The sequence below is a fragment of the Pelagicoccus mobilis genome (assembly GCF_016595505.1).
Classification (GTDB): domain Bacteria; phylum Verrucomicrobiota; class Verrucomicrobiia; order Opitutales; family Opitutaceae; genus Pelagicoccus; species Pelagicoccus mobilis.
Window position 1 is genome coordinate 1 of record NZ_JAENIL010000003.1, and the last position, 23,747, is coordinate 23,747.

General features: G+C 54.8%; 18 protein-coding genes. 6 read left to right on the plus strand and 12 right to left on the minus strand.

The window, feature by feature from the left end; translation table 11 throughout:
• Positions 1-52 precede the first annotated feature (52 nt).
• Entirely contained in the window at positions 53-2,230 is a 2,178-nt protein-coding gene (locus JIN87_RS01710; protein ID WP_200353779.1) for a sulfatase-like hydrolase/transferase, read from the minus strand.
• 74 nt (positions 2,231-2,304) lie between these two features.
• Here JIN87_RS01710 and JIN87_RS01715 point away from each other — a divergent pair, with 74 nt between their 5' ends.
• Together JIN87_RS01715 and JIN87_RS01720 are read left to right on the plus strand one after the other, a co-directional pair.
• Positions 2,305-3,360 carry a LacI family DNA-binding transcriptional regulator gene (locus tag JIN87_RS01715; protein WP_200353780.1) on the plus strand — a complete coding sequence of 352 codons (1,056 nt, stop codon included), beginning with the start codon at positions 2,305-2,307 and terminating at the stop codon, positions 3,358-3,360.
• 124 nt (positions 3,361-3,484) lie between these two features.
• Complete coding sequence (locus JIN87_RS01720) at positions 3,485-4,537, plus strand: glycoside hydrolase family 5 protein (RefSeq protein ID WP_200353781.1); 1,053 nt, start codon at positions 3,485-3,487, stop codon at positions 4,535-4,537.
• Positions 4,538-4,702: 165 nt separating this feature from the next.
• Here the strand turns inward: JIN87_RS01720 and JIN87_RS01725 are convergent, their stop codons facing one another.
• From JIN87_RS01725 to JIN87_RS01745, 5 genes are all read right to left on the minus strand, one after another.
• Positions 4,703-5,674 (minus strand): nucleoside hydrolase, encoded by a 972-nt coding sequence (locus tag JIN87_RS01725; protein WP_200353782.1) that lies wholly within the window; start codon positions 5,672-5,674, stop codon positions 4,703-4,705.
• 4 nt (positions 5,675-5,678) lie between these two features.
• Entirely contained in the window at positions 5,679-6,515 is an 837-nt protein-coding gene (locus JIN87_RS01730) for an endonuclease/exonuclease/phosphatase family protein (protein WP_200353783.1), read from the minus strand.
• Between the two features lie 33 nt (positions 6,516-6,548).
• A complete protein-coding gene (locus JIN87_RS01735) occupies positions 6,549-7,550 on the minus strand; it encodes an ABC transporter permease (protein ID WP_200353784.1) in 1,002 nt (333 codons plus the stop codon).
• Positions 7,547-9,070: a sugar ABC transporter ATP-binding protein gene (locus JIN87_RS28690; protein WP_325176359.1), complete on the minus strand. Its 1,524-nt coding sequence runs from the start codon at positions 9,068-9,070 to the stop codon at positions 7,547-7,549. Before JIN87_RS28690 ends, JIN87_RS01735 begins: the two co-directional genes overlap by 4 nt.
• Before the next feature lie 139 nt (positions 9,071-9,209).
• On the minus strand, positions 9,210-10,145 hold the full coding sequence (locus tag JIN87_RS01745) for a sugar ABC transporter substrate-binding protein (protein ID WP_200353786.1): 936 nt from the start codon (positions 10,143-10,145) through the stop codon (positions 9,210-9,212).
• 90 nt (positions 10,146-10,235) lie between these two features.
• On the opposite strand from JIN87_RS01745, the gene JIN87_RS01750 reads away from it, so the two are divergent.
• The gene (locus JIN87_RS01750; RefSeq protein WP_200353787.1) at positions 10,236-11,273 is read left to right on the plus strand and encodes a LacI family DNA-binding transcriptional regulator; all 1,038 of its coding nucleotides are present in this window, start codon (positions 10,236-10,238) and stop codon (positions 11,271-11,273) included.
• Between the two features lie 9 nt (positions 11,274-11,282).
• Entirely contained in the window at positions 11,283-12,206 is a 924-nt protein-coding gene (rbsK, locus tag JIN87_RS01755; protein ID WP_200353788.1) for a ribokinase, read from the plus strand.
• Positions 12,207-12,228: 22 nt separating this feature from the next.
• Here rbsK and JIN87_RS01760 read toward each other — a convergent pair whose 3' ends face one another.
• The 6 genes from JIN87_RS01760 to JIN87_RS01785 all read right to left on the minus strand — a co-directional run bounded on the left by JIN87_RS01760 (position 12,229) and on the right by JIN87_RS01785 (position 19,131).
• Complete coding sequence (locus tag JIN87_RS01760) at positions 12,229-12,882, minus strand: hypothetical protein (RefSeq protein ID WP_200353789.1); 654 nt, start codon at positions 12,880-12,882, stop codon at positions 12,229-12,231.
• The gene (locus tag JIN87_RS01765; RefSeq protein WP_234033186.1) at positions 12,883-15,615 is read right to left on the minus strand and encodes a M12 family metallo-peptidase; all 2,733 of its coding nucleotides are present in this window, start codon (positions 15,613-15,615) and stop codon (positions 12,883-12,885) included.
• Positions 15,616-15,795: 180 nt separating this feature from the next.
• Positions 15,796-16,092, minus strand: a complete 297-nt coding sequence (locus JIN87_RS01770; protein ID WP_200353791.1) for a type II toxin-antitoxin system RelE/ParE family toxin — start codon at positions 16,090-16,092, stop codon at positions 15,796-15,798.
• The gene (locus JIN87_RS01775) at positions 16,077-16,262 is read right to left on the minus strand and encodes a hypothetical protein (RefSeq protein WP_200353792.1); all 186 of its coding nucleotides are present in this window, start codon (positions 16,260-16,262) and stop codon (positions 16,077-16,079) included. Before JIN87_RS01775 ends, JIN87_RS01770 begins: the two co-directional genes overlap by 16 nt.
• Positions 16,263-16,425: 163 nt before the next feature.
• Positions 16,426-17,475: a LacI family DNA-binding transcriptional regulator gene (locus JIN87_RS01780; protein WP_200353793.1), complete on the minus strand. Its 1,050-nt coding sequence runs from the start codon at positions 17,473-17,475 to the stop codon at positions 16,426-16,428.
• 6 nt (positions 17,476-17,481) lie between these two features.
• A complete protein-coding gene (locus tag JIN87_RS01785; protein ID WP_200353794.1) occupies positions 17,482-19,131 on the minus strand; it encodes a glycoside hydrolase family 43 protein in 1,650 nt (549 codons plus the stop codon).
• Between the two features lie 336 nt (positions 19,132-19,467).
• On the opposite strand from JIN87_RS01785, the gene JIN87_RS01790 reads away from it, so the two are divergent.
• Together JIN87_RS01790 and JIN87_RS01795 are read left to right on the plus strand one after the other, a co-directional pair.
• On the plus strand, positions 19,468-22,422 hold the full coding sequence (locus JIN87_RS01790) for a TonB-dependent siderophore receptor (RefSeq protein WP_200353795.1): 2,955 nt from the start codon (positions 19,468-19,470) through the stop codon (positions 22,420-22,422).
• A 106-nt stretch (positions 22,423-22,528) separates the two neighbouring features.
• Entirely contained in the window at positions 22,529-23,524 is a 996-nt protein-coding gene (locus tag JIN87_RS01795; protein WP_200353796.1) for a glycoside hydrolase family 26 protein, read from the plus strand.
• The last annotated feature ends 223 nt before the right edge of the window (positions 23,525-23,747 follow it).

Below are 23,747 nucleotides of genomic sequence, written 5' to 3' on the forward strand. Positions count from 1 at the left end.
TGGGTGGATCTGGACCGTGGGAATCGCGTGACAAGCACGCTCCTACATTTGCTCAGCCTTCGACGTCGATTTCGACTCTCGAGGTTGAGTGAGTCCCTTCACGGCTGATGAACTCCAAGGTGAGCGTGTGGTGACCTTCTGCTAGCTTGGGTAGTGAAAGTGTTTGGGGGATAGTGCTGGAATGGATTTTTTCAAAACCGAGCCACACATCGATCCTGCTGAGACTTTCGGGATTATCAACAGAAGGGGCGACGGTCAGCTCTTGGGCTTTACCAACTGTTACAGTGGGAACGTTGCCGCTTGACCGTTGAAATTCTCTGCACTCGAAGGTTTGCACCGCTTTTGCGATGGGCTTGCTCTTCTTTGCCTTTGATAGGGTGAAGCCGATCCCTGTTGGGATATCAATTGTATCTGAATCGGGGATACAATGGACGACAAGGTGTTTTAGTCGATCAAGTGGATCTTTGCTCGATCCAGGATCCTTTAGTGTGATTGTAAGTTGTTGGGCCCCAGCTTTGAGTTTCACTGGATCTGAGTAGGACTGCTTCCCGCTTCCTATCTGGCAATCGCTGGAGGCGGACCCAGCCGTGATTTGGAAGATCGCCCCAGAGTCGCTTTCGGAGTGGTCGAGCTCGAAGCGATAGGTTCCTGTCTCAAGCACATCCACATTGAAGGAGAGGGCGCTGCCGATTTCAGTCCATCCTGTGAACTCGAAGCCAGATCCCGGTCGTTCGAGAGGGCCGACGATGCGTGTGGTGGCGTCGAGATGGATGGGAGTTCCTGTTTCGTTCCAGTCCCCCACTGGAATGACCGTTTCCTCAAAGCCGCGTCCACTTTCGATTATGGAGTCCAACCAGGTTTGAGTGTGAGCTTTAAGGAGATTTCCGATCTCTGCTTGTTCGGCGAAGCAGTCAGTTGTCTCGTTGGGATCTGTATCCAAATTATAAAGTTTGTGGAAGTGTTCGTCTGTACCTCCGTGGATGTAGTTGTCCTCCCTGATGTATTTCCAGTTTCGGTAGTGAGCTGAGAGCTGGCGGATTCGAGGCGTTCCGTCTTTGAAGGAGCGCTCTCTTTCGAGCAGGTAGAGATTTGTTCCGTCGAAGAGGACCCTGTCTTCGTCGAGGCTTTTCCCGCCAGCGAGGACGGATTTGAGGCTGAAGCCGCGGAGGGGGAGTTGAGTTTCTGGATACGGAATGTTGGAGATGTCGGCCAGTGTCGGGTAGATGTCGATTATACTCGAAAGAGCATCGGAGGAGGTGCCGGCTTCGATGACTCCTGGCCAACGAGCGTAGAAGGGGCTGATCTGACCGCCTTCCGAGATATTGGCCTTGGTGCCGCGAAGTTCCCGAGCCCAGCCGCGGCGTCGTTCCGCTTTCTCCTCCGCGTTCATACGGCGCGTTTGGTAGGTGTGGAGAAAGCCAGGGGAGCTTCCGTCGTCGACCATGAAAAGGACGAGGGTGTTGTCGCTGAGGCCGTGCTCTTCGAGTTCGTCAAGCAGCTTGCCGACGTTGTTGTCCAAAACCTCAACCATCCCGTAAAGAGCGGCCACGTGGTCGGAGTATCCTTGTTGCTTGTATTTCTCGAAGATTGGTTCGGGGCAGTTGAAAGGCTCGTGCATCGCCTGGAAGGGGACGTAGCAGAAGAACGGTTGATCCTTGTTTGCTTCGATGAAGGCGGCGGCACGGTCACCAACAACGTCCGTGATTGGATCGGTGACGGTGACGATCCGTCGGTCGGTAAGGATGCGATTTCTGTGGTACTTGTAGAGTTCGGTATGAACGCTGGTGTCGAAGCCACGGCTCCAGCCGAAATAGGCGTCGGACTTTCCGCTGTGCCATTTGCCGAAAACTCCGGTCTTGTAGCCAGCGGACTGCATTAGGTTTCCGAGAGTGTTCTCGTCGCGATGCAGGGAGTCGCGCCCCCAATGCACTCCCCAGACACCCGTCTCGTAGTAGTAGCGTCCCGTGAGCAAGGACGCTCGTGTCGGAGCGCAGGCCCCTGCGCTTTGGTAGAAGCGAGTCAGGCGCATGCCTTCGTTTGCAATACGGTCGATATTCGGCGTTTGGACCTGCGTGTTTCCCTCGGCACTGATATCGGCATAGCCGTAGTCGTCTACGAGGATGAGGACGACGTTAGGCTTTGAGTTCGTCTGTTCTGCTGAGCATAGCGGCGAAACCAGTAGTGCTAAGGTTGCTAGGAGGAGTTGGAGAGCGTGGGGGTGTGAGTTCATGACGCTGAATGCAGCCCGGTTGCGGGCTGTACTCGCTTTTAAAACCCGAGAATGTCCTAGAAACGAACTGCCAGATGCGCACACTGGTGCGCTCAATGTCCGGAGAACAAGGAAGACGGGTTACTTTGCGGGATGTGGCGGCTTCGCTGGGGGTTTCGCACTCGACCGTTTCGCGTGCGTTGAGGGGAGCGAGCTCAATCAGCGAGAAGACTCGGAAGAGAGTGCAAGCTGCAGCGGATGAGCTGGGCTACCGCCCGGACCCGATGTTGTCAGCGCTTGCCCGCTATCGAAATGACGGGGCGAGTCGAAGCAGTAAGGCGCGGTTGGCATTGGTGGTCGGGCCTCACCTAAGAGCACGCTTCTCAGCGTTTTCGGAAGCTGCCAGAGTGCATGCGGAGCTCTTGGGCTATGACTACGAGCTTTACGTTTGGGATGAGAAGATGTCTGCCCGCCGTCATTCGCAAATTCTTAAGTCGAGAGGAGTCAGGGGCATTGTGCTTTGCCCCTTGATTCAGAAGCTCGAGATGGAGCACCCGAAGCTCGCTTGGGATGACTTTTCAGTGATTACCTTTGGGCGGTTTGTGGCGGAACCGAAGTTGGACTGCGTTTCGGAGAATCAGTTTCACGCTCTCAGATTGTGTCTCCAGAAGGCCTATGAATTTGGATACAAGCGGCCGGGCTTAGTGACGCTTGAGCGGACCAACATACGAGTAGGCGACCGATATCGGGCGGCGTTCGATTCCTTCATGCTCACTTTGCCCGAGGAAAGTAGAGTGCCGGCTCTGATTACGGAGCATGGAATTCAAGATAAAGCGGAGGAGTGGATCGAGAGTGAGGGCGTCGATCTCCTGATCGGACATCAGTTCATCGGAGAGTTGCTGGAGGCGAAAGGGTGGCGGATTCCCGAGGATATCGCATTCGCCGCTCTCGATAAACAAGGGTCGGATGTGTCGGTAACCTGTTATGCTGGTGCGACCCACGACGATCTGGAGATCGCGCGTTTGGCGATAGCCGCTCTGAATGACCAGATCACCAGCGGTTTAAGCGGAGTGCCCAAGTCTCCTAAGACGGTGCTTCTGGACACCTATTGGTCGGATGGAAAAACGATCGTGGAAGTAGGTGGTGCTTAGGTCCAGCATGCTCCAAATGCCTGTTTGCGACTGGTTCATTTGAACGAGCTCCGCTGTCGGCCTCGTCCGCTTGCAGAATGGGCGAGCCGCTGCACTTTATCGAGGCATTGAACCCCTAAGGATTATGAGTGGAAATAGATGGAGATTTTTTGCGGCAGTGTGTGCTGTCGTGTTCGTTGTGGGATTCGCCTCAGGAGAGGCTACGTTTAGTGATGAGCTGGCGGCTTTGGAGGTGGGCAAGAACCTGCCGCAAATCTCGGTGGACGGAAATCGGTTTGTGAATCCGGAAGGCGAAACGGTGATGTTTCGCGGGCTCGCTCTGGTGGATCCGGCCGTGATGCAAGATCGTGGCAAATGGGATCGGGACTACTTCGAGAAGGCGGCAAGTTGGAATGCGAATGTAGTCCGTATCGCGATACACCCGTCTCATTGGCGTAGGCTGGGAGAGGATGCTTATTTGAAGCTCGTGGATCAGGCGGTTATCTGGTCTGCCGAGCTTGGCATGTATGTAATCATTGATTGGCACTCAATCGGAAATCCGCTGACGGATGTTTACCATCGCCCGATGTATATCACAGACCGAGGGGAGACTTTCCGTTTCTGGCATACGATTGCTCAGCGCTACAAAGGGAATCCCGCCGTGCCATTTTTCGAGCTCTGGAATGAACCGACCAATCGTGGTGGCCGCATGGGGCGTTTGCCATGGTCGGAATACAAGGCGTACATGGAAGAGCTGATTTTCATGATCAGGGCGATCGATGATAAGAAGATCCCAATGGTAGCGGGATTCAATTTTGGATACGATCTAACTGACGTTAAGAAGGACCCTATCTCTTTTCCAGGAGTTGCCTATGTGGCTCACCCCTATCCTCAGAAACGCCCTGAACCCTGGGTAGAGGATTGGGAGAAGGATTGGGGCTTCGTGGCGGACAAGTATCCGATGATGTGCACCGAGTTTGGTTTTATGAGCGCTGATGGTCCGGGAGCTCACGTTCCAGTGATTGCTGACGAGACCTACGGACATGCCGTTATCGAGTACTTCGAGAAGAAGGGGATTTCTTGGACCGCGTGGGTGTTTGATGCCCATTGGTCTCCGCAGCTCTTTTCCGACTGGGATTACACTCCTACCGCTCAAGGTGTTGTATTCAAAAAATACATGGAAGAGCTTAATCCGTAGGATGGGGTTGCCTCAACGATTTCCTATACGGATTCCGTTTGCGAAGCGTCAGGGCAAGTGAGGTAGAGCCCGCTGTCCCTAGCGGGCACCCCCCTCAACGAAATGGCCGTTGGGACAACGGCCGCTACCTTTTCAATCCTCTGCGGCGTGCCCGGCGGTCACGCCCTACCTTTTCAAGAGGCGTTTGGTCAGGAAATCCTGGCAGGCTTCCATGTCTTTCCAGGAGATTGCGACCTTGGCTGAGTACGGGCCTTTAGGGTCTCGAAGCGTGTATCCATCATCTGTGACGGAAAACTTGATTTCCTCGTAGTTGAGTAGGCTGCCATCGTAGGCCATGTAGGCGGCTATGTCGTCAAAGAGGGTGGAGCTCTGGGTCGCGAAAAACTCGCACTCCATCCAGGGAACGCGAGGAGCCCAGATGCAGTAGTTTTCAATCACGGAGCGCAGTAGCGGATCCTGCGTGGAGGCCCAGATTTTTTGGTAGTTGTCGCCGCCGAGGTAGAAGAGCCCGCAAGTGTCGAGCGGGGTGATCGTTTTGGAAATCCAATTAGCTCCAATGACGGTGCGGAATGCTTCGGGATCGACGCGCACGTTTGTCTCGGCAGAGATCTCGGGGCTGCCGCCGTAACCGAGATCGAAACTGCCGTGCATGCCGAAGAAGTGGCACTTTTCCGCGATTTCGGGGGCTATCTTGAGGGCTTCGGCGAGGGATGGAGGCGGGCCGATCGCGATAATGTTGATAGGCCCTTCCGTCTCTTTAACCAATTCGATGAACGCTTGTATGCCTTCTTGGTGAACGGTGCCAGGGTAGTTGGAGAGGTCGTAGTTTTTGACCCATGGTCCTTGGTGACGATGTTCATCAGTCATCACGCCATAATCTTTACCGAGGGCGATTGAGACATCTGTTCGGTCGGCTATCTCGAGTACTTTCCCAGTGACTTGGCCTCGGTAGAGGGCTTCGCCTGTCTCGGTCAGGACCATCTTCAGGTCGAGCTCCGGGGACCGGAGAATGTGGGCGAGCGCCCAGGTGTCATCAATGTCGCTTCCAATGTCCGTGGAGAGAATGGTAGGGGTGGGCTTCGATTGCATCGAAACGACGACAAGAAGGGCGGCGAAAAGGGAGAGTGCTGTTTTCATAAGATCAATCTTGTAGTGTGAAAGTGGCGACGACGGGGAAATGGTCAGATATGAAGCGACCATCGACCAGGTCACTAAGAGTACCGAATCTGTCTGGAGCTCCAGCGGACCTGCTTGAGAAAATGTAATCGATACGGCGTGAAGGAACGGTTTGTGTATCGAAGTTGTTCATCGTTCCCGTTTGGCCGAAACTAGGCGTTTTGCTGTGGCGATGACCGTCGATCATCGATTTTGAGATGAGCTTGATGGGAGCAAGGTCGGGAGTGGCATTTAGGTCCCCCATGAGGAAGTATTGCTCTCCTTCGGAAACATTTTTCGATATGCGATCGAGGATCAGTTTAACACCGTTGAGGCGTGCTGCGGCGACTTGGTGGTCCAAGTGTGTATTGAAAACCCAATACGAATTTCCTGATTCCTTGTTCTTGAAGTGGGCGTAGGTGCAAATCCTCCGGTAAGAGGCCCCCCAACCAAACGAGGGTTCATCCGGTGTGTCAGAAAGCCAGAATGTTCCGCTATCGAGAATTTTGTACTTATCTTTCCGGTAGAACAGAGCGCTGAACTCACCTGCCGATTTGCCATCGTCGCGTCCGACTCCGAGGTAGCTGTAGTCGGCCAGTTGCTCGTCAAGGAAACTGACTTGATGCGGAAGCCCCTCTTGTATGCCGAGGATGTCTGGAGAAGTGATTACAACTTGTGCGGCCAGCTGCTCTTTGCGGTTGTCCCAGTTGTTTGGTGCGTCGCTAGCAAGGTCCAATCGGATATTGTAGCTCATGAGAGTAAGCTCCTCCGCGGAGGCGACGGTGACGGTGAGGAGAAGGAGGATGCTAGTGAAGAATTTCATAGATGAGATGGGTGTCCGCTGGGACAGCGGACGCTACCTTTGAACTAGCTTTTTAAGGAACCCGAGGGCTCCGCCCTGAAGTTGATTGCGCCAGGCGTCGAGCGAGGCAGCTCCCACGATAACGGCACCCGTTATGACACGTTTGACAGGTTCAGAAGCTCCAAGTTGCGCAAGACCTGACTCGAGGGTCGCGATGATCAGGACACCGAAGAAGGTATTGATGACTGAGCCGCGTCCACCCATGAGGCTGGTCCCTCCAATTACCACCGCTGCGATTGCGGACAGCTCGAGACCGACTCCGGCGTTAGGATCTGCAGAACCGAGGCGTGAGGTATAGAAGAGTCCACCGATAGCGGCGAGAAAACCTGCGATGGCGAACACGGCGACGCGTGGTCCTTGAGTGCGTATGCCGGCGAGCGTGACGGCTTGCTCGTTCGTTCCGATAGCGATGAGGCGACGGCCAAATACAGTCCGTGAAAGGATGAATTGCAGGAGAATGACAATGATTATCGCGACAATGAAGGTGACCGGAATGCCGATCCCAGCTATTGGGCGAGAGAGGGAGCCGAGGGCTCCGTTTAGATACATTGTTTGGGAATCTGTGGCGAGGTAGCTCAGCCCTCTCGCGATTTCCAACATGCCGAGGGTTACGATGAATGAGGGAACTCGCCAACTGACGCTTATCCAACCATTGACCCAACCCGCCAGGCTTCCCGCAACCAGCGCGAGGATAACTGCAAGTGGAAGCGGTAGTCCCCACCCGAGTAGTGAAATGCCAAATACTGATCCAGCCAGTCCGAGTATCGAGCCGACAGAGAGATCGATGCCCGCCGTGATGATGACGAGAGTCATTCCTGCGGCTACGAGAGTGAGAGCCGGGATTTGGTTCGCTAAGCTCGAGAAGGTTGCAGCGCTGAAGAAACGGTCGCTCAGGAGTGAGAACAGGATGATGAGGCCGATCCAGATCGCGAGCATGCTCGCGTACTCCTTTAGTGAGCTGAGGGCGAAAGGGGAGTTTTGTGTAGGCTTTTTCACTTGTTTGGGGCCTTGTCGATTGTGGGTTCGAGATAGGCTTTGAAAGCGGCTTCGGTGATCGCTTCTTGGGACCAATTGTCAGGGGTGAATTCCTGGACGACTTGGCCGCCTGAGAAGGCGAGGATACGGTCGCATAGAGTCATGAGTTCGAGGAGTTCGCTGGAGACGATCAGGATGGACTTCCCTTTTGCTGCGAGTTCGCGAAGAGAGGTGTAGATGCTCTCTTTGGCTGCCACGTCTACCCCACGAGTTGGCTCATCCAATAGCAGAATCTCGCTGTCTCGCAGTATCCAACGAATCAGGACGATTTTCTGCTGGTTCCCGCCACTGAGTTCCTGGACTGCTTGCTCACTGTGATCGTGTTTAACTGAAAAGCCTCCGCAGGCTGATTGTGTTTCCAGAGTCTCCTTGGTTTGGTCGATAAGTCCTAACGAGGAAAACGTGTCATGGCTCGCCAATGTCGCATTGGCTCGAATGCTCTGGGAGAGGAGCAACCCTTCGGATTTTCGGTCTTCAGGAATCATTCCGATCCCCAGCCGCACCGCATCGCTAGGGTGCTTAATCGAAACTGAGGAACCATTGACGAGGATTTCGCCAGAGTCTGCGGGGGTCGCTCCAAATATTGTTTGCAAGCACTCGGTGCGACCCGAGCCTACGAGACCGGCGATCCCCAGGATTTCTCCTTTTCGAAGCTTGAGGCTGAGGTCTTGGACGAGAGGAGGGTTCGCGAGTTTCCGGACTTCCAGAGTAACCGGGGCTTCGCTCAAGTCACTCGGTGTATGAGAGGTGCTCCAGATTTCTTTGCCGGCCATTTCTCTCACTAGAGTTTTTTGGTCGACGTCCTTTGTATCGTAAGTGCTGATACGACGACCGTCGCGCATGACTGTGACGCGGTCTGATATGCGGCGTATCTCCTCCATGCGGTGGCTGACATACAGGATGGCAACACCTTGAGCTGTCAGTTGCTTGATTTGCTCGAAGAGAGTTTCGATTTCGGGGTCGGTGAGGGCGGCTGTGGGTTCATCGAGGATGAGAAGCTTGCAGTCCTGAGTGAGCGCGGCCGCTATCTCGAGAAGCTGTTGCTGGCCGACTCCGAGGGTTTCGGCAGTTAGATTAGGGTTGAGATGGCCGAGTTTCACGCGGGCCAATGCTTCTTGGGCGTCAGAGTGGAGACGAGCCCTGTCGATGATGCCGAATCGGGTGGTGGGAAGGTCGTGGAAATAGAGGTTTTGGGCGATGCTGAGCGTCGGGATTATGTTGAGCTCTTGCATCACGATCACGATCCCTGCCGAGCTGGCATCCTGTTTGGATACAGGGGAGTGCGGCACGTTGTTAAAAACGATGTCGCCGCTATTTCGAGGGGTCAGTCCGCAGAGTATTTTCGCGAGCGTAGATTTTCCAGCACCATTGCTCCCCATGAGGGCGTGGACTTCGCCGGCACGGATCTCGAAGTCAAAGTCGATGAGGACTGGGACATTGTAGGACTTGTGGAGTCCAGAGACTTGGAGAAGTGTGTTGATGGCGTTTTTTGCCCACGAAGTTCACTAAGGGGCACCAAAGTTTAGGTGGTGAATGAGAGCGTTAATCGCGTGACTCCGTCCGTCGCTCGACGAGCTATGGAGGACTTGCGAAGTACGCTCCCACATTTTGGGAACGTATTTACTTGGAAATGACGTCGACGGCGGTGGTGCGGTCGGCAGGGGCTTGCTCTCCCGCAAGGATAGCGAGAGCGGCTTCGATGCCGTAGACTGCGAGCTGATCGCCGTGCTGGTCGGCGGTAGCGAGTACGCGTCCGTCAGCGATCATTGGTTGGATGGCGGAAATGTTGTCGAAGCCGACGACTTTGACCTCTGTTCGACCGGCGGCTTGAATGGCGGCGACTGCACCCAGGGCCATGGAGTCGTTGGCGCAAAGGATCGCTTTCAGGTTGGGGTGTGCGGTGAGTAGGGATGCGGCAATTGTGTTCGCTTTTGCCATTTCCCAGTTGCCGGCTTGAACGCTGACGATTTTAGCTCCGGACTCTTTGAGCGCGTCCTCGAATCCGAGTCGGCGCTGTTGTCCGTTAAATGCAGTAGGAACCCCTTCAATGATCGCTACCTGATCGCCTGACTGTAGTTGCTCTGTAAGTACGCTTGCAGCTGCTTTCGCACCCGCACGATTGTCGGGCCCGACAAAGGGGGCGTTGAGGCCTGCTTGGGTGGCTGCTGTCTTATCGAGGCGGTTGTCGATGTTGATCACAAGAACTCCCGCATCGGTTGCTCGCTTCAGGGCGGGGATGAGCGCTTTGGAGTCTGCTGGTGCGATAACGATCGCGTCAACTCCGCGGGCGACCATCTGCTCGACAAGGTTGAGCTGCTGCCCGAGATCGGTTTCGTTTTTGATGCCATTAACGATGAGGGAGTAGCTCTCCGTGTTGTTAGCTGCGTGGTCCTCGGCCCCTTTGGACATCGTTTGGAAAAACTCGTTGGCTAGGGATTTCATGACCAGGGCGACCTCCGGTTTCGAGTCGGCCTCGTCGCTCTTGGGGGAGCAGCCTAGGAAGCTTAAAGAGAGGACCAGTGCGGCAAAAGCGCTAGAAAATGGGGTGATTTTCATATGAGTGAATGGATTTACGTAAACGTTTACGTTTTACCTTTCCTTCAAGTCGTGCTTCTGTCAATCCGGTTTAGAAATCTCCCTTTTCGAATGTCCTCTCATAAAAGAGCAAGCTCTCCTAAGCGAAAACCCACCATACGTGAAGTATCGCGTCATGCCGGTGTGTCTACGGCCACAGTGTCACGTGTCTTGGCAGGATTAGGGGGAGCGAGCGAAGCAACACAGCAGCGGATTGAGACGGCAGTTAAAGAGCTGGGCTATCAGCGTAATAGAATGGCGAGTGGGCTTCGGTCTCAGCGCAGTACGTTGGTCGGGGTTGTTATTCCGGACCTGCAGAACCCGTTCTTTACTGGCATCGTCGGTGGGATTGAGGAAGTGCTTCACGAAGCGGGCTACACCATTTTTTTGGCTAACTCCGCTTCGGATGTTGATCGAGAAAGGGCCGAGTTACAGATGCTGCAATCGGAGCGGATTTGTGGCTTGCTGTTTATTCCGAGCTCTGCGTCGGCTGAAGCGTATCAGGATTTATGTGACGGGGAGTTACCAGTAGTAGCGATTGACCGCGTACCGGGTGGATTGGCTTTGGATAGTGTGACGGTCGCCAACGAGGCGGGTGCGTTTCAGGGGGTTACCCATTTAATCGAGGCCGGCTATCGAAAAATCGGACTTGTGAATGGGCCGGATGAGATCGTTGTTGCTCGTGAAAGAGGGACTGGGTATCGCCGAGCGCTTCAAGATGCCGGCTTGAAATTACGACCGAGTTGGATGGCGTCGGGATCGTTTCAGAGTGAATCTGGATATGAGCTGACTAAAGCGATGCTCTCTAAGAAAAATCGGCCGGAGGCAGTTTTTGTGGGAAGTTTTGTAACAGCGCTGGGTGCTTTGCGTGCAGTGACGGAGCTCGGCTTGAAGGTGCCTGACGAAGTCGCCTTGATGGGCTTCGACGACATGCCGTGGGCCGCTGCGATGAATCCCCCTTTGAGCGTAGTGGCTCAACCGGTGCGTGAGATCGGTCGGAGTGCCGCTAAATTATTGTTGGAGCGTCTTGAGGCTCCTGATTTGGGTATTCGTAGTTTAGTGTTGAATACTGACCTAGTGGTTCGCGAATCCTGTGGTACTGGAGTGTAAGGAAATTCGATGAGTAAGATTGTTGTACTTGGAAGTTTGAACGCGGATTTGGTTGTAAGTGTTGATCATGCTCCGAATGGAGGAGAGACGCTCACTGGTACAGGTTTTACCGTCCACAATGGAGGGAAGGGGGCGAATCAGGCGTTTGCAGCTGCCAAGCTTGGAGGTTCTGTGGCGATGTTAGGTCGCGTGGGGGATGATGATTATGGAAGGCAGCTCGTGAGAGGGCTTGAGTCCGTTGGGGTTGAGACGCAGGCGGTTCGCGCTTTGGATGGGATATCGAGCGGCGTCGCAGCGATCACAGTTGAGGCGAGTGGAGAAAATCGAATTGTAGTCGTTCCGGGTTCGAATGGGGCTTATTCCGAGGAAGAACTGGAGCGAGATGCGCAGTGTTTTGCGGGTGCGAAGGTTGCCCTCTTTCAGCTTGAGACGCCTATTGCGACTGTGAAGAAGGCGTTGAAGTGTGCTCGTGACGCAGGCTGTATCACGATTTTGGATCCAGCTCCAGCCCAACCGCTTGACCGTGACGTTCTGAGCTTGGTTGATTATGTGACGCCGAACTTGAGTGAGCTTGCGTTGCTGACTGGTGTTGGCTTGAGCGAAGAGTCAAGTGAGGCTGAGATTATAGCGGCAGCTCAATCGTTGTTGCAGTTTGGGGTCGGCAAGGTGCTCGCGAAACTGGGAGAACGCGGAGCGCTTCTCGTTGAGGCGAAAGGGGTTGAGCGCATATACGCGGTAAGCGTGAAAGCAGAAGACTCAACGGGCGCTGGGGATTGCTTCAATGGAGCGTTCGCAGCCGCGTTTTCGCAGGGAATCGATGAGATCGAAGCGGCTCGATTCGCGTGTTCGGCTGCCTCCGTTTCCGTGACTCGTGCAGGCGCTCAAAGTAGCGTGCCGTCGCTTAAGGAAGTGCTGGCGTTTATGGCTCGGTGAGCGTGCGCAGCGTTTGTAGGGGTTAATCGACTGAGCAAGAGGTGCAGGCGGCGAGGCTGTTCAGATCGATGAGATCGAAAGTCACGCCTCCTTCTTTGTTGCTATAAAACTCCCAGGAAACTCTTTGGGTGGGGATTTTTATCATCCCTGATGTCGAGTCGTTGACGTAGCTGAAAAGGCAGTTGGAAAGTTTGTGGTCTTTGATGTTTCCCACGAATACGCCTTTGTTGGGGCCGAATCGCTCAAGGCGTCCGATTTGAATTGAGACTGGTGATTGTCCAGGTAGGGGAAAGTCTAGTACGGTTCCGTTTGCGTATCCCAACTGTCTCCAGTTTTTTACCTCGGGTTTGATTCGTCCCTCCCATCTCTGCATTAGGTGATGGTGCTGCTGTTGTTTGCCGATATCCAAACGCCGGATACCTTCTAGGGTGATCGGTATGGCCGAGGCGCGTGGCGGTTCTGGAGCTGCGGTGGTTGCTTTTTCTTCTAGGCCCGTCGGGGGCTTTTGTGTGCTGTCTTGAAGCTCGGGGTTGGTTGGGGTCGGGGCTGTTTTGGTGGAGGGAGTCGAATCGTTTTCTTCGGTGCGCGGTTCTCTATCCGCCCAAAAATAGAGGGGTGCTAGAACGGCTAGTAGCAGTATCCCGCTTAGGGTGACTCTGAAGGATAAGGGGTTCATTTATTGTACTTCTATTCGAAGGAAGAGTGGAACGGAGTCTTCGATCTCGAATGAAACCGTGGGCTGCATTTCTTCGGTGTAGGAGGGTAGGCGTCGTCTCCAGGATTTGAGATCGGAAGATGTTTCCACTCTGAATCGCGTAACGTCCACCCCGTCGCGAAAGGTGAGGTGAACAGCCCCGTCCAGGATGCGATACGATTCGAGTACGCCCTGGGTGTACTGGGAAGGATCGCTGCCGAGGATTCGTTCCACTTCGTTGCTCAATCCATCGTGGTCGGAATCAATGAGGTAATAGGATTGTCCTTCGGTAAATTCATAATCTGGATAATGGGTTTTGAGCCACTCCATGAAGGTTTGGGGAGTGTCGATGGTAATTTCGACAGTGTCCTCGGAGGACAGTCCGTTCACGTCGGTGATTTTCAAGGTGACCGTGTGTTTCCCGTCTTCAAATATCATCATTGGCTGGAGGCCTTCTCCAGATCCGTCTCCGCCGTTCCACTCCCATCTGCTGACTAGCCAATCTAGATCGGAGTCACGAGCGCTCAGGTTGAAGCGAGACTCCAGCCATTGTCTTCTGTTTGCGTAGGTTCTGTTGCGTCCATCGCGGTTCACATCGAAGATGTTCGGACCTGCTTTCGCTACGGGGGCGATGAAATCCAACTCGCGGACGGGCGCGGCCAGTTGCACGAATAGACGCTCTTCGCCTACGTCAAGGCTTCCGAAGGCGCTGCGGTAGTCGGATGCGGATCCCCATGCTGATCCATCTTCTCCGATAACAACCAGAACGTCTCTGGCTAGGGATGAGGAGACAACGTGCCGCCTTGCGATTTCGACTGGGTCATCGATTGCGACAGCGCTTGGATTTATCGGACCTATCGGGGGGTAGACTCGATTGCCGAGGGCGAGCAGTCCGCCGTCCTCGGTCGTTACGCTTGTGTGTCCAAACCATTGTGACGCGCTTCTAATGCCGGAATCGAAGATCTTCTCAGGCGTGAACCGAATGTTTGTCGGGTCGCTTCCATCATAGTCTGTGATGTCTTCTCTTTGAAAGCGCCACAGACTTCCGTCCTCCATTACGGCAGTTGCGAACGTGTAGTGTATTGAGATCGAAACTACTCCGCTTTCAAAGAGCCTCAGAGGGACTCCGTAGTCTGGGCTCCTGTTTTGGGCCAACGACGCGATCTCGCCCACGCACCACAGTTCCCCGTTGTCCATCAGGATCAAGGCTGAGTTGTCGCCTGCTGCCACATCGCGTGCACCTTGGCTAAAACGCTCAAGGTCGCCTAGACTGTAGAGCCTTTCACCGCCTCCTATGAGGGAGCCATCGTCGAGGACGAAGAGGAAGTAGCCGTCGCCTACAGCTGCTGATTTTACTCCGCTAGGAATGACTTTAGTCGGTGTATCCGAAGCGTAACGGGATGCGCCTGGCAGGCCTTCGAACGAACGGCTTCCGGCTCCGTAGGCACTGCCATCATCCATGAGGAAGATTGTGTGAACGCCTTCGGATAGGACGCGCTCTACGCCGCGTAGCTGCACGAAGGTTTCCTCTCCGTCCAAGATGCCACGCCCGCTTTCTAAGCCCAAATTTGGGTAGTTGCCAAAGCCTCTTGCGCGGACGATCCCGTTTTCATGCACGACAAAGGAACGAGACTCCGTTGTCTCTGCGTCGACTGCCCCGGAGAGTTCTAGCACTTCGATTTCTATGGTATCCGAATTTGTCACGCCAGCCGTATCCATGACTGTCAGGGTGAGCTCGGTGACGCCGATAGGGAGATCGAACTCGGCGGACTCGGTTGACGCTGTTCCTCCTTCCCAGGACCAATGCCATTCCTCTATGCCTTCCAGGGCCCATGATTCGCTTCCGTCGACTCGGACGCGTGCGAGTCCGTCTCCATCGTCGTCCATTACGAAGTAGTTTTCACCGGCTTCGGAAATCGGATCCGGGTGCACGTAGGGTCGATAGTTGGATACTGTCTTGGAAACCGCATTGAGGGTTCGGGCATTGTTGGCTGCAAGCTCGCCCGAAGCGACGCCGCTTGGGCTTCCCCAGAACTCGACGTCCGGATTCGAGAAGTAGTTTATGGCGTCTCCAGGTCTGCGATACATTACAGTTTTCGCGGCAAATTCTTGGACGTGGAGCGGGTTGAATGTGTGGGCGTGGGAATCATCGTACAAGCCGGTGCTATCGCTGTCTTCGTGCTCGTGGGCTCCTCCTAGGTTGTGGCCGATCTCGTGCTGCAGGATTTGTCCGGTGGTTGCGTAGTCTCCCACGACTAAGCTGTATCCACGGCTTGGATTTCCGTCTTCATCGTTCAGGACCCATGCTTTCCCGATGGTTGTCTGGAATTGCCTGTAGGGCGCCTCGAAAAGGCAGACGAGGTCGGCTCCCGTTTCGTCTCTCCAGGTTTGGACCTCTGAGAAGGCGCCGGTTCCGTTGGTGAGCATGTCGAGCTCCGAACTTAGATCATCCGAGCCGTGTCGGTAGTCGACTCTTTTTATGTCTCGCAGGCGTAGACGAATATCGACGTTGCTGTTGGTGAAGGCTTCGTTCGCGGAAACGATGCTCGCTTGTATGATGGATTCTACTACGTCCGCATTCCCTTTCCAGTCTTCGAAGGTCGATGTGTATACGACGAGGAGATCGATTATGTTCTCGCTCTCGTTGGACCGCGCTTCGAGGCAGTTGAGGGCGACGAAGAGCATTCCAATTCGAGTCCAGACGCGATGACTCAAAGTTATCCTGGGTAACAACATGAAGGGCTAGCTTGCTGGCATATAAGCCTAGCTCCATGTTGGCGCTCCAGAAAAAAATGGGTTTGAGCGTGAGAGGGGGCGCGGCGGCGAGCTTGTGCCCGTTGAGGACAACGGCCGCTACCTGATGTTGCGGTGCGGCAGCCCTGTTGCAGGGATTGGCTAAACTTCAGGCCTTCCTCTAGCTGCGTGCCATACTCGAACAATTTCCACAATCATTGGTTTGTCGAAAACGCGGTACACGATCCTGTAAGGGGCGAGCTGTATTTCGCGGAGAGAGTCGATTCCGAATTCTGGTACGATTTTGCCCTTTCTCGGGAAGCTTGAGAGGTTTTTGGTGGCACCGATCAGGGCGAGGCCGATTCTTTTTGCAGCGGCTATGTCGTCGTTGGAGATGTATTCGACAATCTCCCTCAAATCTATCCTAGCGGAGGGGGAATAGACTACTTTGTAATCCATTCGGATAATTCCTGTTCGATTTGCTCGACTGGAATTCCTTTGCCCGAGTCGAGTTCATCTAGGCCTTTGCGGATAGCAGATACAAAGTTGATGCGTTCTTTCACTTCTTCCCAGTTCGCGTTCTCGGGAAGTGATTGAATCGTGCGTAGTGCCTGTTCCTTGATGGACATTAGTGGCTAGATTACTCGCGGTGCCTTTGGAGGCAAGGTTCCTTTGGTTTTCCAGCCCCCACGGTGTGACACGGTGGGCAGCGAGTTTGGATTAGTGAGTCGGTGTGGCCGTTAGGGACAACGGCCGCTACCTGATGTTGCGGTGCGGTGGCGCGCGTCGACCTTACAGGGATTGGGTGGTCTCGCCGATGACGATGCGGCCTTCGACTAGGTTGTGGCGGCGGTGTCCGGCGGGATTTTTCATGCGCTCGAGGAGGCGGATGACGCTAGAGACGCCCATCTCGTCGAAGGGGACTTTGATGGAGGTGAGGCGCGGCATGCCGAGGGGAGGCTCGATGCCGTCGAAGCCGGTGATGGAGCAATCCCTTGGAACGCTGATGCCTTTCTTCTGGAGATCGGCAATGAGGCGATAGGCTTGGTGGTCCGCGGCGCTGACCCAGGCGGTGACGCCGTTTTCGATTTGCTGGGCTACGGTGTCGGCGAGTTGTTCGACGCTGAGATCTTCGCCTTTGCGGACGTTTAGGGCTAGCTCGGGGTCGAAGTCGATGCCGAGGCGGTAGAGGCTGTCGACGTAGGCGCCGAAACGGCGGTACATCCAGGGGGACTCGACGGAGTAGCGCCAGGAGAGGAAGCCGATGCGTTTGTGGCCGAGATCGGCGAGGTGGGAGACCATGTCGTAGATGCCGGCGTGGTGATCGACATCGATACAGTCGATGCCGCCTTGGCTGTAGTCCTCCGCGATCGAAACTGTGGATACGCGGCGGGAGAGGTTTACGATGGTTTCGGTCGTGAAGGGGAAAATGAGGATGGCACCTTTCCAGGTGCCGTTGCCTGCCCGCAGGCCTTTGGGGGTGCGAGAGGTGGACTGCAGCATTTCATCGAGCTCGGCGGGATCGATGTAGCGAACGTCTAGGGCTAGGTTTTGGGCGGCGGCCCGTTCGCTGATGCCTTTGAGCATGTATTGGGAGGTGGCGGGGAGCTCGGTCATGTCCGGGCGGACGCCGATGAGGACGCCGATTTCTCTAGCCGTTTGTTTCTCCGGGTTGCGCGGTGCGCGTTGGGCGGTGTAGCGGTAGCCGAGCTGGGCGGCCAACTCGAGGACTTTGGCCCGGGTCTCTGGGTTGATCTTGGGGTGGTTGGAGAAGCAGCGGGAGACGGTGGTGCGGCAGATGTTGAGTTTGTCCGCGATGAGCTGCTGGTTTACTTTGGCCATAAAAGCCTAAACTAGGAGGCTGTCCGTGCGGGAATCAACGTTTTTGAGAGTGGGGGCTTCGTCGCCTCGTTCCTGGTAGTCTAGGTAGGAGAAGTCGGCTGCGGCGAAGCTTCCGGTCATGTCTTGGCAGCAGAGCCCGATGAAGGCTCCGGTGAAGTTCTCGTGAGCTCCCGCGGCTTCGTCGGAGAGGAAGGAGGAGTCGAACACGCGCCCGACGGGGCGCCAGGTTTCGCCGTCCAGGCTGTAGGCGAGTCGTAGGTCGTCGTAGTTGACGATGGCTCTGAGGTGCACGGGACCGTTCTCTGGCAGGGCGATGGGCTCGATGGCGATGCGAAAATGGATATCCTTCTCTGCGATTAGTACGGTGAGGGAGCGGCCGAGCTTTTCGTCGTGCGAAAGGGCGGCGTAGATGTAGTTTTGGCTGCTGTAGTAGTAGACGAGCCCGGCGCGTTGAAGGAAGCTGGTCGGCTGGAAGTCGAGGCAGGTGGTCGCGGTGAAGCGGTGGGCTTGTTGGCGGCGAGCGATCATGGATTGCTCCATGCGGGTGCAGAAGGAGAGTTCGCCTTTGAGTCGGAGGTGCCCAGGGCGCTCCGACAGGCTGAGGCGCTTATCGTCGAGCGGAACCCGGAGGGTTTGGAAGTCGATGTGGAGCTTGTCTTGGTCGAAGGTGTAGTGACGAGAGTTGTCTCGTGGCTTTACCTTGCTGTTGAAGTTCATGGGGATGGGGGCGTGCTGGTCCGGGTGGTTTTCGCCGTGGTGCATCTGTAGCCAGCCGTCGTCGGTCCAGACTACTTTTTGCAGGGCGGATTCGCGGCCCATGGTACTGCGTCCGCGTCCGGGGATGGGGCGGCTGCAGAGGTGGGCGAGGAACCACTCGCCTTCCTGAGTCTCTACGATGGAAGCGTGTCCGGCGCGCTTGAGGACGCTGTCGTGTTTCCCGCGGGAGGTGAGGATAGGGTTGTGCGGGCATACCTCGTACGGGCCTTCGATCTTTTCGGAGCGGCAAAGGGTGACCGCGTGGTCCCAGCCGGTTCCGCCTTCGGCTGTCATCAGGTAGTAGTATCCGTTGATGTGATACAGATGTGGACCTTCGGTGCAGCCGAGTTCCGTGCCGTTGAAAATGGTGCGGGCTTCTCCGACGAGTTGTTTCGATTCGTGATCGTACTCCTGAAGGCGGATTGCGTGGAAGGGGTTGTTGCCGGGGCGATCGTCCCAAATGAGCCAAAGGAGGTATTTCTTGCCGGTAGTGGGGTCGTGGAAGAGGGATTGGTCGAAGCCGCTCACGTTTAGGTGAATCGGGTCGGACCAGTCGCCGTCGATCTTATCGCAGGTGACGATGTAGTTGCGGCTGGCTTTGAAGTTACCGCGGAGCTCTTTGACGTCGCTGTAGACGAGAAAGAACTCGCCGTCGCAGTAGCTGAGGCAGGGGGCCCATACGCCGCCGGAGTCGGGACCGCCCAGCATATCGAGTTGGGAGCGGCGGTTGAGAGGGCGGTAGATGAGCTCCCAGTTTACGAGATCCTTGGAGTGGTGGATTTGTACTCCGGGGAACCATTCGAAGGTGGAGGTGGCGACGTAGTAGTCGTCTTCGACTCTTAGAATAGAGGGGTCTGGATTGAAGCCGGGGAGAAAGGGGTTCTGGTGAGTGGAGCTCATATGTCGCAGGGGTGAGTGTGAAATTTTAAAAGGTGCACAGAGTTGCACTGTAATGTGCTATGCTATTCTCTAACCTCTCATAGATAGGTTTGTAAACGTAGATTTCACGTGTACATAAAAGTGTGCAATAAAAAATGCACAAAGATGCACAAAAAGCTTGTGAAATTCGTTTGAGCGCTGGATATGTATTTTCAGATCGCAGCGCCGTGGACTGATTTGGCGACTGCTTACCCCCCCCCTGAAACTAGAAACTGATAGCTGCCGTTGCGGCCGTGATTTTGTCGGATTTGTTGTCTGAAAGACCCCTGCAATCTGACGCCGCACCAGACCAGGCTTATGAAAAATACAACTACCAAACCTGCGAGCGCGCTTAAGTGTGTCGCGCTTTTTTCCGCCCCCTTCCTTATGCTTGGCGGAAATCTCTCCGCTCAAGACGAGGACGAAGTCTATGAGCTGTCGCCTTTCCATGTGGATGGAAGCGATGATTCGGGTTACCGTGCTACGAACTCCATCTCCGGCACGCGCATCAACATGGCGATCAAGGATACTCCGATGCCTTTGGAGGTCGTGACTCGCCAGTTTATGGAAGATACGGGCGCGACTGATTTGCGTGAAGCGCTGAAGTACAGCTCCGGCGTGATTCTCGAGTCGCAGAACGACTTGGCGAGCCGCGGTCCTTCCGCGTATCAAGGTCCTGGCGGTGTTAATAATCCGGAGGGCGCGACTGCGAACATGAACGGCGTGCAGTTGAAGCTGCGCGGATTTGTGACGAATAACTCTTTGCGTGATGGCTTCCTTCGCCAGAACTCGACCGATTCGGTGAACATCGAGCGTGTTGAGGTTGTGCGTGGTCCGGCTGCATTGCTCTACGGAACCGGCAATTTTGGTGGTGTAGTTAATTACATGGTACGCCGCCCGTCGGCCGTGAGTTCCAACTCGTTCGACGTGACTGTGGGCACGGACGAGTTGATGCGTGGAACGTTTGATTCAACCGGCGCCTTGTCGGAAGATGGAAAGGTGGCCTACCGGATTTCTGGCGCTTTGCAGTCTTCTGCTGATCACACGGATTACTTCGAGCAGGACCACTTCTTCGTGACGCCTGCGGTCGTGTGGAATCCTACGGAAAAGACTGAGATCTACTTTGACGCTGAATATGGCGAGCAAAACCTTAGCGGCATCGGCGCGCGACGTCTTCGCTCGGTGGCTAATGTTGGAATCAACAACGACCAAAACGAGCATAGCGGTTTCTACACGCCGATTGGTGCGGATCCGAGAGAAGTCCGTATTACGGGGCCGGATACCTATTTCGATAGCCAGTCTAGCAACTTCCTAGCGAAGGTGACGCACGAGTTTTTTGAGGGCGTGAACTTCCTCGCTGGCTACAACTACTCGACTCACGATACGCAGCAGCGCGATATTGCGGCTCAGCTGTTTACCAACCTCGGTCCGGTCGAGTTGCAGGAGACGATTGAGCTTCAGCCGATCGAGCCAGGCAAGGCGAGCGCGAACGACAACGTTCAGACGGGCGAGGTGCCAAACTCCATTGCTCAGTACCTGTGGAGCCGTAACGAAGACGACAATACGCGTCATCAGTATCGTGCGGAGCTGGCGTTGCGTAAGCAGCTTCTCGAAAACGGTTCAGAGTGGCTGCGTTTCGACAATCAGATCTTGATTGGTTTCTCCTACCTCAAGCACGAAAAGAACTCCTCCTCTTGGATTACTAATCCTGGCGAGTTCAATTACCGCGCTCCTAACGATCTGACGCCTCTACGCTTCGACGTGCAGGGCGACGGAAGCCCGACTGCAGGTCTGTTTCATAACAACACCAGCTACTCGGAAGCGGTTAACGAAGGTACTTATGTGAGCTACCTTGGCAGTTTTCTGAATGATCGCTTGAAGGTCATGGTGGGCGCTCGTCGTGACAAGAACGACACTTTGAATACGAATACTGGACGTAACGCTCCCGGGGATCCATTTACGACGAACACTACGATCGGAGAAACTCAGAAGGATGACACGAACCAGTATGGTGTAAGCTTTAAGGTTACCGACAATGTTTCGATCTTTGCTTTGGAGTCGGAGGGCTTGCAGCCAAACTTCTCCGGTCAGGTTTTGCCGGATACAGGTGCTCCAGCGGGTGCAAGCTTTGCGAAGAGCGAGGAGATCGGTTTGAAGTTCGACTTCCTGGACGGCAAGATTTCCGGTACGGTGAGCAAGTACAAGATCGAGAAGGTCGGTTTTGTAGGAGCTCCATGGTTCTCGCCTGTAACTCTGGGCAACCCACGCTTCGACCCAAGCAAGGACATCGTCTATAACGTTTCCAACTGGACGCCATCTCAAGCTGAAGGCGGATCGAATGGAGGTTCTGGCAAGCTCGACTCAGGCGCTCCTTACGATGCTTGGTTGGCTGGTGTTGATTCCGGAGCCATCTTCCAATCCAGCGAAGGAAACGGCAGCCCAACATGGTATGTGAACGCAAGCATGCCCGATGGTGCCGCTTATCTCGACGCGGGATTTGCTGCTAACGCGATCGATCCGGGCAACTGGGCAGGATTCCTTTACCAAGGCGAATCAGGCGATTCTCTCGTGAATAATGCGACGATGGATACAATGGCGTTCCACGGTAACGGCTCCAACAATGCGACGATCTTGCAGACCGACGAGTCCAAGGGTTGGGATGCTCAGATCCTGTATAGTGTGAACGAGAACCTGCAGTTGCTTGCGAATGCGGCGATCACTGAAGTCGAGCGTGTTAACTTCGGTCAGTGGATGGCGTATCCACACCGTGAGGACCGTTGGGCAGTCTGGAATTACGACAACGCCTCATGGGGTACCTTCAACTTCCCGCGTGAAGACATCTGGGGCGACCCTGGAACGCCGGGTGGTCTTGGCCCTGCAACTGAGACGCGTACTGGCGAAGGTCAGCTTGCGGGTGATGACACTCCAAAATACCGTTTCGACTTCTGGGGCAGCTACAAGTTCACCGACGGTAAGCTGAAGGGCACCACAGTCGGCCTCGGTGGCTACTACGAGTCTAAGCGCGAGTACATCTCTGGGGTTACCCGTGGATCTGGTCAGAACATCTTCGATGAGGACGGACGCGCTTTGGTGCTCTACACTGATCCTCGTCACAACATCGACGCGATGATTCGCTACGATTGGCTCACGAAGAGCGATCAGCCGCAGCATGTTCAGTTGAACGTCACGAACCTTCTCAATGATCGTGATCTTTACGGCTTGATCTATTCCGCTCCGTTGAGCGCGAAGATTTCCTACGGTCGCGATTTCTAGGCTGTTGATGTAGTTTATTGAACTGAGATTTGGGTGGGTCCGTCGCTAGTCGACGGGCCCACTTTATGAATACATAAACGATTTCGTCCCAAACCTTTTTGGATTTATGAAAAAGACTTTGATTACGACCTTTGGGGTGGGGGCTTTTCTCGCTGCCTGTTCAATCGCGCAAGATGACTTCGCGCCGAGAAAGAACTTTGGCGCCCTCTACGAGCCAGTGGATACGGTTTTGCACGGAGGCGGCCAGGACCCAGCTGGTTTTTTGGAATATGCGGAAGCTCTTGGCGAGAATCGCTATCCGGTAGCCTGGATGACGTACATAAGCCTGAGTCACTCTCCGGAGCGTATCCTGGAGTGGGGCCGTGGCGTAAAGCGAGATTTGGATGCGACAGGGAAGGATGGCTTGATGCCGCAGGTCGGCTTAAACATGACCGGTGGCCTTGATGATGGGACTGGACTAGATGTCGCGATCGCTCGCGGTGACTACGATGCTCAGATTAAGGCGTTTTGCGATGCTTTGGAGCTGATTGGTCGTCCTTCGTTTGTCCGGATTGGCTACGAGTTCGAGGGGGGGTGGAACAACTATTCGGAGAAAGGGTTTATCGGTAGTTGGATACGAATTACAAAGACAATGCGGGAAAGGGAGCTGCCTGTTGCGACCGTCTGGTGTTCTGCTGGGGGATCGGCGGGGCCTCGTCCGATCGAAGAGGTTTTTGCGTTCTATCCTGGTGACGAGTGGGTCGATTGGTGGGGTGTGGATGTTTTTTCCGCAAATGAGATTCCGATGCCGTGGATTGCCGATTTCTGTGATTTGGCGGGCGAGCACGAGATGCCGGTCATGTTGGGAGAAGTAACTCCCCGCTATGTGGGGGTGCTCGATGGGCAAGAGGATTGGGACGAATGGTTTGGCCCATTCTTCGAGATGATTCGGGACAATCCGGAGATTAAATCCTTCTGTTACATCAATTGGGAGTGGGCGTACTGGTCCGAAAAGCTGGGGTTCCAGTGGTATGATTGGGGTGATTGTCGTATCCAGAAAAATGAGACGGTTTTAGAGAATTACCGTCGAGAAATGGATCGTCCCTTGTATCAGCATTTGTGATTCTTCAATCGTATGATTGATGATGGGTGGGCAAGCTTCGGCTCGCCCTTTTTGTTTGGGGAGGTGGTGCGGCTTAGGTGGATGCAAAAAGCTCTCTGGAGCTATTTTCTTTTGTTCGGTCGTAGCTTGAATGTCGCCTCAGCGCGGCGACCTACAGAAATATTGGCTTCATTGTCTGTAGGTCCGGGCGTTGACCGGACATATCCTACTTGCGTTTGTGCGT